Origin of the sequence: Marinobacterium sp. xm-d-530 (assembly GCF_013283365.1) — a bacterium.
Taxonomy (GTDB): domain Bacteria; phylum Pseudomonadota; class Gammaproteobacteria; order Pseudomonadales; family Balneatricaceae; genus Marinobacterium_E.
This window is the reverse complement of the sequence record NZ_WBYM01000001.1, coordinates 345,411-362,666: the sequence shown is the minus strand read 5'-3', so window position 1 is coordinate 362,666 and position 17,256 is coordinate 345,411. Positions and strand designations below refer to the sequence as shown.

Annotated in this window: 14 protein-coding genes; all 14 read left to right on the top strand. The window is 44.9% G+C overall.

Annotated elements, in window-relative coordinates:
* The first annotated feature begins 404 nt into the window (after positions 1–404).
* The 14 genes from XMD530_RS01935 (at position 405) to XMD530_RS01870 (ending at position 17,226) form a co-directional block, all read left to right on the top strand.
* Positions 405–857, top strand: coding sequence for a hypothetical protein (locus XMD530_RS01935; protein ID WP_173506641.1), 453 nt, complete (start codon positions 405–407; stop codon positions 855–857).
* Between the two features lie 411 nt (positions 858–1,268).
* Positions 1,269–1,541: a hypothetical protein gene (locus XMD530_RS01930; RefSeq protein ID WP_173506640.1), complete on the top strand. Its 273-nt coding sequence runs from the start codon at positions 1,269–1,271 to the stop codon at positions 1,539–1,541.
* A 71-nt stretch (positions 1,542–1,612) separates the two neighbouring features.
* Positions 1,613–2,281 (top strand): formyltransferase family protein, encoded by a 669-nt coding sequence (locus tag XMD530_RS01925; RefSeq protein WP_173506639.1) that lies wholly within the window; start codon positions 1,613–1,615, stop codon positions 2,279–2,281.
* Positions 2,274–2,978 (top strand): WbqC family protein, encoded by a 705-nt coding sequence (locus tag XMD530_RS01920; protein WP_173506638.1) that lies wholly within the window; start codon positions 2,274–2,276, stop codon positions 2,976–2,978. The genes XMD530_RS01925 and XMD530_RS01920 overlap by 8 nt, the downstream gene beginning before the upstream one ends.
* Positions 2,978–4,426 (top strand): oligosaccharide flippase family protein, encoded by a 1,449-nt coding sequence (locus XMD530_RS11485; RefSeq protein ID WP_173506637.1) that lies wholly within the window; start codon positions 2,978–2,980, stop codon positions 4,424–4,426. The genes XMD530_RS01920 and XMD530_RS11485 overlap by 1 nt, the downstream gene beginning before the upstream one ends.
* The gene (locus XMD530_RS01910) at positions 4,398–5,579 is read left to right on the top strand and encodes a glycosyltransferase (protein WP_173506636.1); all 1,182 of its coding nucleotides are present in this window, start codon (positions 4,398–4,400) and stop codon (positions 5,577–5,579) included. The genes XMD530_RS11485 and XMD530_RS01910 overlap by 29 nt, the downstream gene beginning before the upstream one ends.
* Positions 5,580–5,584: 5 nt before the next feature.
* The gene (gene asnB, locus XMD530_RS01905; protein ID WP_173506635.1) at positions 5,585–7,498 is read left to right on the top strand and encodes an asparagine synthase (glutamine-hydrolyzing); all 1,914 of its coding nucleotides are present in this window, start codon (positions 5,585–5,587) and stop codon (positions 7,496–7,498) included.
* A gap of 114 nt (positions 7,499–7,612) precedes the next feature.
* The gene (locus XMD530_RS01900; RefSeq protein WP_173506634.1) at positions 7,613–8,800 is read left to right on the top strand and encodes a hypothetical protein; all 1,188 of its coding nucleotides are present in this window, start codon (positions 7,613–7,615) and stop codon (positions 8,798–8,800) included.
* Between the two features lie 25 nt (positions 8,801–8,825).
* The gene (locus XMD530_RS01895) at positions 8,826–9,959 is read left to right on the top strand and encodes a glycosyltransferase (RefSeq protein ID WP_173506633.1); all 1,134 of its coding nucleotides are present in this window, start codon (positions 8,826–8,828) and stop codon (positions 9,957–9,959) included.
* A gap of 2 nt (positions 9,960–9,961) precedes the next feature.
* Entirely contained in the window at positions 9,962–11,791 is a 1,830-nt protein-coding gene (locus XMD530_RS01890) for a glucosamine 6-phosphate synthetase (RefSeq protein WP_173506632.1), read from the top strand.
* A gap of 124 nt (positions 11,792–11,915) precedes the next feature.
* Positions 11,916–13,004 (top strand): hypothetical protein, encoded by a 1,089-nt coding sequence (locus tag XMD530_RS01885; protein WP_173506631.1) that lies wholly within the window; start codon positions 11,916–11,918, stop codon positions 13,002–13,004.
* The gene (locus XMD530_RS01880; RefSeq protein WP_173506630.1) at positions 12,997–14,124 is read left to right on the top strand and encodes a glycosyltransferase family 4 protein; all 1,128 of its coding nucleotides are present in this window, start codon (positions 12,997–12,999) and stop codon (positions 14,122–14,124) included. The genes XMD530_RS01885 and XMD530_RS01880 overlap by 8 nt, the downstream gene beginning before the upstream one ends.
* Positions 14,121–16,640, top strand: coding sequence for a glycosyltransferase family 4 protein (locus tag XMD530_RS01875; protein WP_173506629.1), 2,520 nt, complete (start codon positions 14,121–14,123; stop codon positions 16,638–16,640). Before XMD530_RS01880 ends, XMD530_RS01875 begins: the two co-directional genes overlap by 4 nt.
* Positions 16,633–17,226, top strand: a complete 594-nt coding sequence (locus XMD530_RS01870; RefSeq protein ID WP_173506628.1) for a sugar transferase — start codon at positions 16,633–16,635, stop codon at positions 17,224–17,226. Before XMD530_RS01875 ends, XMD530_RS01870 begins: the two co-directional genes overlap by 8 nt.
* Positions 17,227–17,256: the final 30 nt, after the last annotated feature.

Sequence of the window (17,256 nt, the reverse complement as noted above, 5' to 3'; positions counted from 1 at the left end):
TCAGGATTTATTACAGTTGACGAGCCATACCCTTGGAGGAATGGTGAATGCCTACTCTGAGTTTTACAGGAACAGATACAAGTACTGTAGTGATAGCAACGGTTACTGGCGTTTTGATCGCCTAGAGGATGTTTTGAACTCAGAGGAAAATCCTTATCTGCATGTCCTAACGCATCCAGTTTGGTGGCAAGAAGTACCTCTCTCCCCTAGGGCTCGCGTATCAAGGTGTGCTGAGGGGAGAGCTAATTCTAATTTGGTAAAGTATGACGGGATGCTGATTAGATTCGGTCGTAAAAATATCAAGTGATAACTTCTGATCCTGTATGAATGAAAACTTGGTCTATCTTGATTAAATATTGTGCTTTGAATTTTAGCCTTAATCAAAAACTTGTGTCTGCCGAAACATGAGAGCTACACTTCGCTCTATAAAAAAACCAGATTTTTGGAGTTTTCTAGTCGGCGCTGCTTTGGTTGGTCTGCTTGCTTTAGGTATCTTTGTTTTTGTTGAAAAAGATCTAAAGATTGATCTTTACAAACAATATGACGACTTAATGGAATTTGAATTTAATGTCGATATAGAAGAATATTGTATAAAGCGCTTTGGTCATGTCCCGTTAAAGATAAGTTTAATTGAGTTGCGAGAAGGTGCCGAGTGTTTTGATTTGAATCATCATAAGCTCTTGATTCATCTGAACCACGAAGTAGAAAATCAAGAATACTCAATTTTTGTATTGTTCTCTCACGGTTATTTTGAAGTAGTTCGGCAGTCAGAGACTTGGTTGTTAAAAAAGTTTAACTTTAAGCGTAGTGGTGGATACTCGATCTTGGGGCGACACACATTGGGCCTTGCCGGCTAAGTTAAGAAAGGGGAAGATCTCTTTTTGGTCGAAAGTGATGGCGCTATGCCTTTCTCACAATATAATATTTCTGACTATCCCGATTTAAACATTTCGGCAGGAGTCATCGGAAAATTATGGGGGCTTCCCGTGTTGCAGGGGCCTTCGAATCTCAGCTATCGAGAGTTTTTAGCACAGGATATCCAACGGAAGCTTGAGACAATTCGGAAAGGACGGTTCTCGCTGCAGTGTGCTGGGTTTCGAGACTTATTTGTTCATGCTGTAGCACAATCTACGGAGGTACGGGTTCGTTTAGTCGAGGCTACGAATTATTCTCCAAGGCTGCCAGATCTTATCTCGTACGGCCATTCTACGGCTGAAGTCTGGATAGATGACATAGAGTCTTGGGCGCTTATCGATCCGTGGTATGGTATGTGGCCGACATATGCTGGTGTGCCGATTAGCGCTGAACAGTTATCCCATATGACCGCAGCACAACTGAATGAAATTGAAATTCACCCGATTTTGGAGAGGCTGCCAAGGCGTTACAAAGGCCAAGATGGCTTGTTTGTAAAGAGTGACTTTTCGCCTTCAACTCTATCCGTCGACAGTATGCTTTGTACTGAGTTGGGTTGTACTCCGCCGTATGCCGACTATTTTCGGAATTTGGAGTACCGAAATTACGATCTCATCGACGATCTTTAAGCATCAATTGGGTTTTAAATATATGTTTCTCCATATTGTGGATTCCGGGGGATGATTGAGAGGGATGTCGTTTGATTCAGATTAAATCAGTGCTACTGATGACGGAACAGGATGGCTCTCGTGCGAAGACTATAGCCCAATCAAAGGGTGTCCAGCTAAACGGGCCTGTTGTTCAAAGCCTGGAAGAACTCAATGAGGTTTACGGGGACGGCACAGTTCTTCTTTTGTCATTCGGAACGAGCGTCATAGTTCCAGGTTCTATTTTGCAGCGGGACGGTCTTTCAGCAATCAATATTCATGCTGCTTCGCCGGAGTTTCCGGGGAGAGATCCTCATCATTTTGCTGTACTGAAGCGAGTTAAGCGCTATGGCGCAACGATGCACTTCATGACTAGTTCGGTTGATGAGGGTCCTATTATTGATACGGAAATTTTCGATGTACCGCCGTTATGCAGGTCTACTGAGTTGCTAGCGCTTTCTAATGATGCTTCATGGATTTTAATGGCCAGATTATTTGAACGTCTCAAATTGGGCCTTCAAAATATCGAACCTAATGGTGAAGTTTGGTCCGGCGTAAAAACTACTAGAAAGATGTTCAATGAAATTTGTCGAATAGAGGCGGGGATATCAAAGAGTGACCTTGAGTTACTTGTTAGGGCGACATCAGTACCGGGGTACAGAAATCTGTACATAGAGCTTCATGGTTACCGTTTTTTCTTGGGGAGTCAGATTAGTGATTAAGGTTTCTATTCATCAACCTAATTTTTTTCCATGGCTTGGCTACTTCAGTAAAATTATCAATTCCGACATCTTCATATTTTTAGATGATGCACAATATCCTAAAAAGGGTGGCTCTTGGTCGAATCGTGTCAAACTACCGATTGCTGGCCAACCGCAGTGGGTGACCATGCCTATCTCAAGGAGTTACAGCGGTACCAAAACGGTAGCCGAAGTGAATATAGCAAATGACAAGCCTTGGCGAGAAAAATTGAGTAAGACTGTTGCCGGTTTATATGGGCGTGCACCGTATTACACGGATGTTGCACCGTTTTTTGAAAATGTATTGTGTTCCGCTGGCGAAAACGTCGCAGACTTCAATATATCGGTGATCGAGGAAATTATTAAATTTATTGAGGTACCGGCCCCGCAACTCCTTCGTTCATCTGCTTATCGTGTCGAATCGACAGCGACGCAGAGATTAGTAGACCTTATCTCAAAAGTTGGAGGCGATGCTTATCTTTGCGGCGCCGGGTCAGATGGTTATTTAGAACCCGAGATTTTCAGAGAGAGTAATATCCAATTGATCTATCACAATTATAGTCATCCCGTCTACCAACAGTGCCACTCGGAAGAGTTCATAGGTGGCTTATCGATACTAGATTCGCTAATGAACTTAGGGCCTGACGCCGTGCGAAAGATCCTTATAGAGAATCCCTAGTGTCAGAGTCGATCTTTCGGCAACTAGCCGGTAATTCGGTGGTGTACGGGCTTACTGGGGCCGTAAGGAAGTTTATTGGTATTTTTCTGCTTCCGATTTTTACAGAGATACTCTCACCAGAAGACTATGGCGTCTTGGCTTCTGTTTCTGTACTAACGATTGCGCTAGGGAGTGTGCTGACGCTAGGGATCGGAAATTCCATGGGGCTACTCTACGCCGAGTCCAGTCAGGCCGGCAGGGGCCGGGTAGTCTGGAGTGCAATCTTTACAATGGCTATCAGCGCTAGTTTCTGGATGCTACTAGTTGCTGGGTTGAGTTCATTCCTAAGTCAAATTCTAACGGGCTCTGGAGATTTTGCAGATTTAGTTATTATTTCGTTTGCTGGTTCTGTGCTAAATGTGTGTGGTAACGCCGTACTCCTCTGGTTTCAAATCGAGAGGATGGTTTGGAGGTACACCTTCGTTACGCTCTCAACCTCGCTGCTCTCCATCGCTGTTAGTTACTATCTTGTGGTTGTCTCTGGTGTCGGTATGTCCGGAGTGGTAATTGGTACTGCGGTGGCTTCGGGGGTTGGGCTGTGTATTCTGTTGTTCTTCGCAGTTCGAGAATTAGGTCTTGGGTTTTCGGGAAAAGCTTCCCGGGAAATGATAAAGATTGGTTGGCCATCAATTTTTGGCGCTTACGCTTTTGTCTGTATAGACTATTCTGATAGGTTACTTATCCGGGTTTACACAGGGCTTGAGCAGCTGGGTATTTTTTCTATTGGTTATAGTTTGGGAATGGTGGTCGTGGTTGCGGTAAGTGCTTTTTCTACCGCTTGGCCACCCTTTTACCTGAAGTACATCAACAGACATGAAGAAGGCGCACAAGTTTTCTCGAATGTTTTGCGCTACTATTCAATTTTATTCTTGGGTATTGTTCTACTATTCTTCATTGGTGCACCAATCGTGGCAGAGGTGTTGTTGAATGATCGGTTTTATGAGGCTTGGCTTATCATAGGGTTGGTTGCCTTCTCCTATATGTTTAAAGGTATGTATTTAATTGTTATTCCAGGGCTCTTTTACAGTAGAAATTTGGGGCTCGTTACTCGCGTCGAATGGTTGGCTGCTGCAATTAATGTGGGTTTAAATTTTATCCTCATTCCATTTTATGGGATTTATGGGGCCGCGCTTGCCACGTTCTTTGCTTACTTGTCATTGCCTATTACCGGTTGGCTGAGTTCTAGAAAATATCTTAAGGTGCCGCTGTCGGGTGATTTATTTATAATTTTTCTATTTTTTATAATGCTCGTTTTGGGGATTGTTGCACTACAAGCTTCGGTAAGTGATTTCATGACAAAAATCGCAAGCGGTATTTTTGTAGTTTTGTTATATGGCAGTGTTGTTTGGAAGGTTTTTCTTTATAAGGGTGAACGTGACAGTGTTGCATCGTTTTTCAAAAAAACATAAAAGGCAAAGCCTTCTTTTTGTACGCCCGGATTATCATTGCAGTTTTATTTATAGGGATGAACTACGTAAGCGTGGCTGGAAGGCAGATGTTTTTGTAGATCCATTATATCCGCGTAAATTACTTTACCGAGATGATGTAATCACTGCACCACATAGTTATTCTATACAAAAGTATCGTTACCTTAGGTACATGAACAATATTGTAGCCATCCTTTGGTGGTTGCTTAAGGCTACAAGATATAAGTACCACGTGTATTACGGCCGTCCACCAGTAAATTCCTATTTTGAAACTAAGTTCGGTCTGACTAGAATATTTGGTCGCGATTTTTCAGTCGAGTTAGCAATAGCAAGATTCTTCGGTATCCGATTAATCTACGTTCCGCCCGGGTGTCATGACGAGGCGTTAAAAGAAGAGGTTATGAAATTCGATAACGGCCAAGTGTGTGGGAATTGTGGTGCATACGACCGCTGTGATGATAACAAGAATAAGCTTAATTTTTCGAGATTGCGGCGCTATTTTGATGCCAGAGTGGGGTTTGGTACTTTAGATCCGACGGTTTATGTCGCATCCCATATGAAGTATAAGGTCATAGATCTCGACCTTTGGTGCCCTGATATGGAAGTACCTCCAGAGCATGTGCTGCCTGAGACAAATGCCCTCAGAATTATGCACTCCTCAAATTTGGCCGCATCTGGACGAACATGGAAACAGCGGGATATTAAAGGATCTCCATTTGTTTTTGAGGCAGTCGATCGCCTCAAAGCGGAGGGCTACAATGTCGATTATTATTTCGTGGATAATGTACGTTCTCGGGACATGAGATATTACCAAGCTCAAGCTGATATCGTGGTAGACCAGCTTCGTTATGGCTGGTGGGGGTCTACTCTGATAGAGTGTGCAGCGTTAGGGAAACCGGTTATTTGCTATCTTAGAGAGTCATGGAAGTCTCGATTCTTATCGATTTTTAAAGAGTATTCGTCTCTACCCGTAATCGAGGCTGATGTGGACACGATCTACGATGAGTTGAAGAAATTGGTGGATAATGAATCCTACCGATTAAAAAATGGTCATGAGATGCGTAAGTTTGCTGAGCAACATTTTAATCCTGAGTCGAATGTGAAGGCATTTATCAAACTATTGGAAAGTATATAAGTCGTATGTGTGGTATTGCTGGGCAGTATAGTATCAATCGGTCGCGTATCGAAAATCTTGAGCATAACTTAAAAGTGATGAGTGACCTGATTGCTCACAGGGGGCCTGATGATGGTGGTATTTGGCTAGAACCTAGTAAGTCGCGCGGCTTAGCGCATCGCCGATTAAGTGTGATTGATTTGAGTGAGCATGGCCATCAACCGATGGTTAGCAAACAGGGTACGGTGATAGCGTACAACGGTGAAATATACAACCATAACTCCATACGCGCCGAATTATCAGATATATACACTTTCACGAGTCAGTCTGATACTGAGGTGATTTTGGCTGCTTACGACCAAGTTGGAATGAAGTGTCTTGATGATCTCAGAGGCATGTTTAGCTTCGCGATAGTCGATCCTAGCAACGATTTATTATTCTGTGCGCGTGATCGATTTGGAATAAAACCTTTCTATTATACTGTCCAGAAAGGAGTGTTTTACTTCGCATCAGAGGCAAAAGCGCTGCTACCATTTCTGCCTAAAATAGCCACGAATAAAAAGGCGTTCGCGGAATACCTCACTTTTCAATACACGATTGGCGAAGAGACTCTTTTTGAGGGTGTTTATCAGCTTTTGCCTGGGCACGCACTGAAAATATGTCGTGGAGAGATAGAAAAGTGGCGGTACTGGGATGTAGATTACAGTATTGATTTCGACCATTCTGCGGAGTACTTTGAAAGGCACGTTAGGGAACTTTTGATTGACTCTGTTCAGCAACATGGTGTTAGTGATGTGCCTGTGGGGAGCTATGTTTCGGGGGGGGTTGACTCCAGTCTCATATATAAGCTCTCCCAAGGAAATGACTCTTCCTCACCGTTTGGCTTTCATGGACGTTTCTTGGAACCTGAAGGCTTTGATGAAAGTTATTATGCTGAGGTCGCAGCTCGCGATGCTGGCGGTGAACTTAAGGTTGTCGACATAGGCGCAGGAGACTTTACTGACCACATAGCTGACGTTATATACCATTTGGATTTTCCTGTTGCGGGTCCGGGCTCATTTGCACAGTACATGGTCTCTAAACTGGCCTCTGAACATGTGAAGGTTGTTTTGGGTGGACAGGGGGGGGATGAGATTTTCGGTGGTTATGCACGCTATCTAGTGGCGTATTTAGAACAATGCTTAAAAGCCGCTATTGATGGTACCTACAAAGACGGTAACTACGTTGTAACTTTGGAATCGATTATTCCAAATCTCGGATTGCTCAGAGAGTACAAGCCGATGATACGTCAATTTTGGAGTTCGGGGCTCTTCGATGACATGGATAAGCGTTACTTCAACCTAATTGATCGTTCGTCCGATATGGAAGATCTGATAGATTGGGACGCGTTGGATAAAAGCAGAGTTTTTAAAGATTTTACCGACGTTTTTCATGGCGCTAGGAATGCTGGGGACGACGCGTACTTTGATAAAATGACTCATTTCGACTTCAAGTGTTTATTGCCGGCGCTGTTGCAGGTGGAAGATAGAATGAGCATGGCGCATGGCATAGAAACCCGAGTTCCGTTTCTCGACCACAAGCTTGTTGAATTTGCTGCGACCATCCCTGCTGATATCAAATTTAAGGCTGGAAAACAGAAAGAGGTTTTGAAAACCACGTTTTCTAATGAGATACCGCGAGAAATTATAGAGCGCAGAGATAAAATGGGATTCCCAGTGCCTTTGAATGATTGGATGAAAGGGGAGTTGAGCGGCTTTATAACCGAAAAGATTCGAGCGCTAGCAGATAAAAAGCGACCATACTTCAATCAGCAAAATCTTATAAACTCAATTGAAAGTGATAACCGTTTCTCCCGCAAAGTTTGGGCTCTACTCTCACTTGAGCTTTGGTATGAAGCTTTCCATGATCGAGAGGCCTATTGGCTCGGCCTAGCCCACTGAATCTGTAGCAAATTGTTGCTTTACACACGGAATTGAATTGAATTGAATATCCTAAGCCTACATAGAATGGGTGATCCATTGAATTACAGGGAGGCCGTAAGATCTCTCGAGTTCATGTTTAAAGAGTGCTTGCCTGAACATAATTGTATTGTTCACGATGCAGATATCCCATTCCCCGAGTACGCTAAGGATATCGACTACCATTTGATCATTTTAGGCCCGACATTTTTGTGTGATCGCCATTTACCTCAGCGTTTGGAACATACGAAATCAGTTTATGATTTTATAAGGGCTTCAGACGCGTGCAAGGTTGCTTTACCACAAGATGATTATGATTCTTCGGCGATCCTTGATAGTTGGCTGTTCGACTGGCAAGTGGATTACATATACCCAGTGTGTCCGGAAAACTGGGATTTACTGTATCCGAAATCTAGCCAAAAAGCCTCTCTCAGGTTAGGTTACACAGGTTATATCGACGAAACTTGGGTAGAACAGTGGAAGTCTGTCAGACCCTCGACTGAACGGTCTATTGACATTTCATATCGCACGCACAGTAGCAGTGCCAATCGCTGCCATTTACGGAACCTTAAATATGCAATAGCTGATAGATTTAAGGCTGAATCGGACAAGCTAGATCACCAATTGGTAATAGATATTTCAAATCGTACCTCCGACACTATACCGGGAGCGCGCTGGCACGAGTTTCTCATGAACTCGAAATTTTGTATTGTCACTCCATCGGGGAGTAGCCTTTTAGACCCCTACGGCGATTACAGGCGTTGCGTCGAAAAGTACCCACTAGCCAGTTATTCAGAGGCGTCCGAGAATTGTTATGCCGGTGTAGATAAACAGGTCGTCTTTACGGCGATTTCTCCGCGGAACATTGAGTCAGGTTTGGCGGAAACGATTCAGTTAGCTACGCCAGGTAGTTATTCTGGTTTGATGGAACCGTATGTTGACTTTATCCCGCTTGAGGAGGATTGCGGTAACCTGCGAGAAGTCTTTCAGTATATGTCAGATGATAAATTGGTAGCTAAGATTGGTAGCTCTTTTAAAGAAAAAATACTTTCTGAAAATAGGTTGCTAAGATCAACCATTGTGGCTGAGATTGCTGAGCTAGCTTGGGACAAAGCTAATTTGGCTTCCAGATCACTTTCTGTTAGCAGAAACGACTTAGTTCTATCAAAACGCCATGCAGCAGAGAGTGGGTTAGCTTCTTATTTTTTTTGGAATAAGGTTAGAATCAAGAAAATGCTTAATTCTTACCCGGTTATATCAAAAGTAAAGCGGTTTCTGAGATAGTTTTTGGTTTTTAAAAAAGGTTTATATGAACGCTAATCGTCTATTGCACTTGAGTCATTCTGATATCAGAGTCGATTCGAGAATATTAAAGGAAATGGGAGCCGCCGCGCGTAACGGGTTTGTTGTTTCAGGAGTCGGGCTAGAGGATGAATCACCAAAAAGTCATAAATCATCTGCACTTGATATTACGAGCATTCGTGTTAAGTCAAGGAGGTACAGGTATATACCTAAAGGTATTCGAGCCTTAGTTATTTACTTAGAAATAGTGCTGAGGGTTTTTCCACTGGTAAGGAAAGTGCGTCCTGATGTGGTTCACTGTAATGATTTTATTATGCTTCCATTAGCATACTTATTTAAATTCGCCTTTCGATACAAGCTAGTTTATGACGCTCACGAATTGGAATCGAATCGGAATGGTCTGTCTGAATTCAAAGGGCGTCTAATTTATCGCCTTGAACGTTGGTTTTGGTCGGCTGTTGACGGATTGGTTGTCGTAAGTCCCTCAATTGATACATGGTATCAGACCAACATCGGCTCTAAGCTAAGCACTGTAGTGATGAATTCCCCTGTTTACAGCGACAACGCAACTTCCGATAAACAATACTTGAGGGACAAGTTTTCGATACCACGCGATGCAACTTTGTTCATTTACGTCGGGCTTTTAATGAGAGGTAGGGGTTTAGACTTGGTTCTTGAGGCATTCGAGGATCATCCAAGCTCTCATTTGGTTTTCCTCGGAGGTGGTGAGTACTCTGAGCGTATCAAGTTGATCGCTTCGAAGAGTGCGAATATACATGTGCATGATCCAGTTGAGCACAGTCGCGTCGTTGAAGTTGCTCGATCTGCTGATGTTGGGTTGTGTCTGATTCAGAATGTTTCTCTAAGCGATTACTATTGCTTACCTAACAAATTATTTGAATACGCTTTTTCTGGAATTCCCGTGCTGGCGAGTAATTTTCCGGATATAGCTGAGTTGGTGGGGGATTACAGCCTGGGTGTTTGTGTTGATTTATCGGTGTCATCCATATCCGACGGAATAGGAAAATTTGAAAGCGGTCTTATCGAATTCTCTCCTCAACCTATTAACCTAGACGAACTGTCCTGGGGTGCACAAGAGCGCAAGTTGATATCACTATACAATCAGGTTATTGAAGGTTAGTTATGTGCGGAATATTTGGTGTTTTCTCAAAAGCAAGAGCCTCGCAAAGCGATGTTAGGGTTCTTGCGAATCATGCCAGGCAACGGGGAAGAGATTCGAGTGGATTAGTAGGCATAGGAACAGACTGTAAGGTATTTAAGGCTGATTTTGATATCAGGAAGCTGTTCAGGGAAGTTTCATTGTCGCAAAAGGACCAGGTTATTGTTGGTCACAGTCGGCTTATGACAAATGGGTCAGCTGATAATCAACCGGTCGTACGACACGATATCATAGTGGTTCACAACGGCATTATTGTGAACGATGCTGATTTGTGGGCGAGCACAGGATTAGAACGAAATCTAGAAATTGATTCGGAAGTAATCGCGGCCATTGTGGAGGATCTCCTTGCTAAGGGAGGGACTGTCGAAAATATTCCAAAGACGGTTTTGGAAGCTTGCGATGGTGTTGTATCTGCCGCAGTCCTTCTGCCGAAATTGGGGCTTGGAGTTGTATTTTCTAATAATGGCAGCCTTTATGTAGGCACCAAATCAGAAGACTCTTATTTTTCATCTGAGCGGTTCCCATTGACCGAAATTGGCTGTGAGAATATCTCCCAGATTAGGGAAGATGGTCGAGTATTCGATTTTCACCCTGTCAAAGGGGAGGTTAGGGTAAATGAGTTTGATCGAGTGCAGCGTAACCTTATTCCTAAGTTCCAGGCTTTCTCGTCTCAAGAGAAAATGCTGAGTTATGAGCCGGCAGAAGTTAAAAGATGTAGCCGCTGTATTCTCCCTGAAACTATGCCGTTCATCAGTTTTGACGCGAATGGAGTGTGTAATTATTGCAACAGCTACAAGCTGCGAAATGTTCCTAAGCCTAAGAGCGAACTTTTTGACTTAGTTAAGCCCTATCGAAAGGAATCCGGTATCGACTGTATAGTGCCTTTCTCTGGAGGGCGAGATAGTTGTTACGGATTGCATCTTATCGTAGAAGAGCTAAAGATGGCGCCTGTTACGTATACCTATGATTGGGGTATGGTGACTGATTTGGGGCGTCGTAATATCAGTCGTATGTGTTCCAAACTAGGTGTCGAAAATATCATCATCGCTGCCGATATAGGCAAGAAACGTCGAAATATTCGATTGAATCTTGAAGCGTGGCTAAAGTCCCCTCACCTAGGGATGATGGCTATGCTGACCGCCGGTGATAAGCACTTTTTCCGTCATGTTGAAACTGTAAAAAAGCAGACCGGTGTTCAGCTTAATCTTTGGGGAGTTAATCCTCTTGAGGTTACGCACTTCAAAACGGGTTTCCTTGGGATACCACCAGATTTTGAGGAGAAGAATGTCTATTCGCATGGTATAGCAAAGCAACTTCGTTACCATTATCAGCGTACGAAGGCCATGCTGGAGAGCCCTGGATACTTCAATCGTTCTTTGTTCGATACGCTTTCGGGAGAATATTTCCGCAGCTTTACAGAGAAGAAGGACTACTACCACATTTTTGACTATTGGCGTTGGGATGAGTCGATTATTGACGACACTCTATTGAATCAATACGACTGGGAAAAGGCGCCTGATACAACGACTACCTGGCGTATAGGGGATGGCACAGCCGCACTGTACAACTATATTTACTACACAGTTGCTGGTTTTACTGAGCATGACACTTTTCGTAGCAACCAAATCCGTGAAGGCCAATTGAGTAGAGATGAGGCGCTCAGGTTAGTAGAGATAGAGAATCGTCCGCGTTATCAGAATATACGGTGGTATCTTGATACCTTGGATATGGATTTTGAACACGTCATTAAAGTGATCAACTCCATACCGAAATTATATACTCAGCATGTTTAGATCAAATGCGGTCGGCTGGCCATCTGGCCCGTCAGAGTTTATCCGAGGAACGGATTGTATACGGTTAGTCGCTGTGCTCTATCCCTTACTAGTGGTGTCTGGTACTTCGCCGTATAGGGGGATAATGTATGCAGATTTTCTGCTTCCCTTTATACTTTATTACGTCGCAAAGCGAAAAAGCTTTCGCACACTGTTGCCCTCCGTCTTACTTTGCGGTTATGGCATGGTAGTCGGTGTTGTCAGTGTAATTTCTCAGATTAATGATTACTTCTTTGTTGCCGTTTTAGGCGCCAGAGCGGTAGCTTTCGTTGTGGTTTTTGAATTTTATCGGCGTTTTATTAACCTAAGTTTATCTAGGTGGGTGCGTTTCGGGATTACGATAGGTGTACTCGCTGCGCTTGCGACCTCAGTCTACCGGGTAGTATTCGAGGTTACAGTAGTTAATGCATATAGCCCCGTAAGTCTGTTGGGAACCCATGCGCCTGCCATCACTGGATTTATGCTCGCCTCAGTGAGTATATATTTTCTTTTCTTCTCGGTTCTCCGCTCTGATTGGAAAGTGGGTTTTATCGGTATTATAGCGGCGTTACTCGCGTTGTGGACATTAACCATCTCCGCGACAGTGGCGTTTTTAGGGGCGTTCCTAGCGGGTATAGTAGCTTGGGCGCTATTCAGATTACCGTTTCCAAAGATTAAATTTTCAAGATATATCTTCGCAGTGATCGTTTTTTTCGGAGTGGTTTTTTGGGAACGTCTGGCCGGCTTTTTCTGGCGCATTGGTCATCTTCCACGGAAGCTGGCTTATCGATTGGATAAAATGGATGCTTCGTTCACAGGCTCTTGTGATTCAGTGTTCTGCACCCTTTTCGGCAATGGACCTGGCGCAGATTCCTACCTTAAGGCGCTGGAGTATGGCAAGACGTCACTTTTGGGCTTTGATCAACTGTACGGCCGTCTAATTTTCGAGTGGGGCATCGTCGGCTTTTTCCTATGGTTGATTTGGTTTACTGTAAGTACTAAACCAATTTTCAAGCGTGATAATCAGTATTTTGTTCGGCCTCTCATGATCGTAGTCTTGGCTTTTGGTTTTGTGTTTGGCTTCGGTTCCGAGTTTATATTTGTTTCTTATTCAGGCGCTATCTTTGCAGTGCTGTTGGGGCTTGCTTATCACGATGTTCGGCCAATAGGTACAGGGCAGAAGGCAGATGTATAGTATTGCCCATCTGACTAGCGTACATCCGCGGAGGGATACGCGTATTTTCGTCAAGGAGTGCTGCACTCTGGCCGAGGCGGGATACGCAGTAAGTCTAGTTGTTGCCGATGGACTGGGTGATGAGAACGTTGCGTCGGTCCAGGTTATCGATGTTGGCAGGCTGCACGGGCGGCTGTCTCGGCTTTTGCGAACAGTTCCACGTGTGTATCGTAAAGCGCGTAAACTGAACGCTGATCTGTATCATATTCATGACCCGGAACTCTTGCTGGTCGGATTTTTACTCCGGGCTCTGGGGCATCAAGTTATTTTCGATTCGCATGAAGATGTGCCCAAACAGATTCTTTCAAAGCACTACATAGCGCCGTCTCTTCGGGTTGTTCTCTCAAAGGTCTATGCATTTGTAGAATCAGTATTGGTGAAACGTTTTACAGCCGTTGTGTCAGCCACGGAGCTTATAGAACGGAAGTTTTCAGGATTCCATCCCAAGGTTGTAACCGTCAATAACTATCCCGCGCTTCAGGAATTTAACTCTCAGTTAGATTCAGATGTGGCCGCAGAGGGGAATGGTTGTTGTGGCTCAAATGTGTGTTATGTCGGCGCGATGACGGCAACTAGGGGTATTGCTGAGCTTGTGCAGGCACTCTCTATCTCGAAGTCTGGTGCACGTTTATTGCTGGGTGGCCGGTTTGCAGAAAATGACTGTGAACAGCAGTGTAGGGCGGATCCGGGCTGGCAGCAGGTTGATGAACTTGGTTTCCTCAATAGAGATGAGGTTGCCGAAGTTATGGAACGCTCTTCTGCAGGTTTGGTAACGCTGCGGCCGACTCCGAGCTATGTGGAGTCGGTGCCGGTCAAAATGTTCGAGTATATGGCTGCTGGATTGCCTGTGATTGCCTCTGATTTTAAGTATTGGCGGACCTTGCTTGAGGGAGTGGAGTGCGCCTACTTTGTTGACCCTTTAAAGCCTCATGAAATTGCTGACGCTATAGATAGAGCCATCGCTAACCCGGAGATGAGTCGTGCAATGGGGCTTGCGGGTCGGCGAGCAGTTGAGACCCGATTTAACTGGGGTGTAGAACAAGAGAAACTCCTTGCACTTTATCAAGACCTGCTAAATTGAAAATTGTTTATCTACACCAGTACTTCAATACTCCTAGCATGGGAGGAAGTACCCGTTCTTATGAGTTTGCCAAACGCTTAGTGGCAAAAGGTCATGAAGTCCATATCCTCACGACTGACAGGGATGCGAAAGCAACGGTAGCACAAGGTTGGCGCCGCACCGATGAGTCCGGAATAAACGTTCATTGGTACCCCTTGGCCTATTCCAACCACCTCAGTTATTTAGCCCGTATGCTGGTTTTTGTAAGATTTGCGCTGGCATCATCATTTAGATCGCTAAGAATTGGGGCTGATCTTGTCTTCGCAACCAGTACACCGCTTTCAATCGCTGTACCCGGTCTCCTGGCATCTGGGTTTGGGAAATATCGGCCGTTTGTATTTGAGGTTAGGGACCTCTGGCCCGAAATGCCAATAGCCATAGGCGCGTTGCGAAACCCTGTTATGCAGCTTCTTGCAAAAGGCCTAGAAAAGCTAGCTTATCGCTGTAGCGAATCAATCATAGCTCTATCCCCGGGTATGAGAGATGGCGTTATACGTGCAGGCACTAATCCAAACAAAGTGGCAGTGATACCAAATAGTTGTGACATCGAACTATTTGCTGAGGCCGAATCCGAAAGTAATTGCGTACCCAAGGATTGGCAGTCTGTACCTCTGCTCCTCTATACGGGCACCTTGGGAAAGGTTAATGGTCTTGAGTACCTGGTGGATGTTGCTTTTCAACTGAAAAAGATGGAGTCCAATGTACGTATATTGGTTGTAGGGGATGGTCGCGAGAAACTCCAGTGTATTGATCTAGCACGGAAATCTGGTGTACTAAATGAATATATTCGATTTATTGCCCCTGTTGATAAATATCAAATAGCATCTTTGTATCGCGTCTGCACGATGGCATCTAATATTGTTATCGATTTGCCTGAGGCTAGGGCCAATTCGGCAAATAAGTTCTTTGATTCATTGGCTGCGAAGAAACCGGTTCTTGTAAATCACGGGGGGTGGATGCACGAGCTCGTCGCCCGGAGTACCTGTGGTCTCTCGACTTGGCGCATGCCGATTGATGAAGCCGCAGAGCTAATTCACGAGCGAATGAATGACAATGAGTGGTTGATGAAGGCTTCGGAGCAGGCAGAATTTCTTGCTGAGAAATACTTCGGTCGAGATATTCTGTTTGAAAAACTCCACCAAATCCTGACCCTTTCTTATGAGGGGCGGGGTTACCGATCCGCGCAAATAGCGCCTTATACGTTGGACTCTGAAGAGGCGTTTCAACCTTCAACGGATCGGGCCCGAAGCAGAACCCTATGGATTATTAATCAGTATGCATCCACTCCACTCATTGGGATGGGTGGCAGGCACTACTACCTTGGGCAGCAGATGGCGTCGCAGGGAGTGAATGTGCGAGTCATAGCGTCGGCTGCAAATCATCTTTTAAGGTCACCCGTTCCGGTGGTCGGCGACTACAAAGTTACTGATGAGGGGGCCGCAAAATACACTTGGCTCAAATGCCTTAAAAATGCTGAAGCGCGCAGTGTCAAAAGGATACTCAATTGGTTTGTTTTTTCTTGGCAGGTCTTGAAAGTGCCAGCAGTGGCTGGAGAGAGGCCTGATGTTGTTTTGTATTCCTCTCCTTCACCAATCGGCTTCTTAGCGGCGCGGCGCTTGGCGCGAAGATATGGTGCTAAATTAGTCTTTGAAATTCGTGATATCTGGCCTCTAACCCTCATAGAGTTGGGGGGGCTTTCGGTCTACAACCCGCTCGTAGTATTGATGGGATACATCGAACGGAAGGCCTATCGTAGTAGTGACTCCTTAGTTTCGAACCTCCCAAATGCAGAGGCTCATATTGTCAGCGAATGCGAAAAGAAAGTTGAGTTTCGCTGGATTCCTAATGGCATTTCCGTAGCCGAATTTGACACTTCTAATGCTTCGCAAAGATTGCGAGCGGCAATACCCAAAGATAAGTTTGTTATTGGTTATGTAGGAACTCTTGGCGCTGCTAATGCTATGGATGTACTGTTAGATGCGGCGCTTAAATTGCGAGCCAATAAGCATTTAGCATTCGTACTGGTCGGTAGGGGAAACGAACGTGGCGCGTTAGAACGGTTTGTTGCAGATAATGGGCTAGAGTCAGTAGTCATTTTAGACCCTGTGCCTAAGGCCGAGGTCCCCTCGATTCTGAAGCTGTTCGACCTCTGTTACATAGGTTGGCGAGATGAGCCCATCTATCGATTCGGTGTTGCAGCAAACAAGATACCCGAATATCTAATGTCTGGTACACCCGTAATACACGCTTACTCGGGTGCGTGTGACTTTATTGGCCAATCGGGTGCTGGGTTTACCGTTCCCGCCGGAAGTGCTGACCGCTTGGCTGAGGCCATAGCGGCGGCCTCTCAAATGGCTAGGCAGGAGTTACAGGAAATGGGCGAGCGAGGGAAGGCTTTTGCTCTGAAGCAATTCAATTACATTGATCTTGGCGAGCAAATGGAAGAATTTCTGTTTAAAGGTATACCTGATGCTTAAGAGATCTTTCGACTTGCTTACCGCCTTGTTTGTTGCGTTGCTGCTACTCCCAATATTTGTAGTGATCTACATTTTAGTAGCCCTTGTGCTTGGTCGACCCGTTTTCTTCAAACAGCAAAGGCCGGGTCTTCATGGTCGAATCTTCACAATGTATAAGTTCAGGTCTATGCGAGATGCGTTTGACTCTGAAGGTAACCCGTTGCCAGATGCGCAGCGTTTGGGGAAGTTTGGGCGTCTGCTTAGATCCACCAGCTTGGATGAGTTACCAGAGGTGTGGAACGTAATCCGAGGGGATATGAGTCTTGTCGGCCCTCGCCCACTGCTGGTGGAGTACTTGCCGCTTTATGATTCCCGTCAGGCGCGGCGTCACGACGTCCGCCCCGGTGTTACTGGGTGGGCTCAGGTCAACGGTCGCAATGCTATCTCGTGGGAACAGAAGTTCGAACTTGATGTCTGGTACGTTGAGAATCAGAGCTTTCTATTAGACTTAAAAATACTCTGGCTCACTGCTATAAAGGTTTTGAAACGTGAAGATGTAACAGCCCAAGGGGAGGTCACTACCCATAAATTCACTGGTAATAAATAGAATCTCGTTCGTTCATCGCAACCTATGCGT

What these genes read in the sequence shown, in the direction of transcription:
- XMD530_RS01935 (WP_173506641.1), top strand. Translation starts at nt 405, where the DNA reads ATGAGAGCTACACTTCGCTCTATAAAAAAACCAGATTTTTGGAGTTTT.
- XMD530_RS01930 (WP_173506640.1), top strand. Translation starts at nt 1,269, where the DNA reads ATGTGGCCGACATATGCTGGTGTGCCGATTAGCGCTGAACAGTTATCC.
- asnB (WP_173506635.1), top strand. Translation starts at nt 5,585, where the DNA reads ATGTGTGGTATTGCTGGGCAGTATAGTATCAATCGGTCGCGTATCGAA.
- XMD530_RS01900 (WP_173506634.1), top strand. Translation starts at nt 7,613, where the DNA reads ATGTTTAAAGAGTGCTTGCCTGAACATAATTGTATTGTTCACGATGCA.
- XMD530_RS01895 (WP_173506633.1), top strand. Translation starts at nt 8,826, where the DNA reads ATGAACGCTAATCGTCTATTGCACTTGAGTCATTCTGATATCAGAGTC.
- XMD530_RS01890 (WP_173506632.1), top strand. Translation starts at nt 9,962, where the DNA reads ATGTGCGGAATATTTGGTGTTTTCTCAAAAGCAAGAGCCTCGCAAAGC.
- XMD530_RS01885 (WP_173506631.1), top strand. Translation starts at nt 11,916, where the DNA reads ATGTATGCAGATTTTCTGCTTCCCTTTATACTTTATTACGTCGCAAAG.
- XMD530_RS01880 (WP_173506630.1), top strand. Translation starts at nt 12,997, where the DNA reads ATGTATAGTATTGCCCATCTGACTAGCGTACATCCGCGGAGGGATACG.
- XMD530_RS01870 (WP_173506628.1), top strand. Translation starts at nt 16,633, where the DNA reads ATGCTTAAGAGATCTTTCGACTTGCTTACCGCCTTGTTTGTTGCGTTG.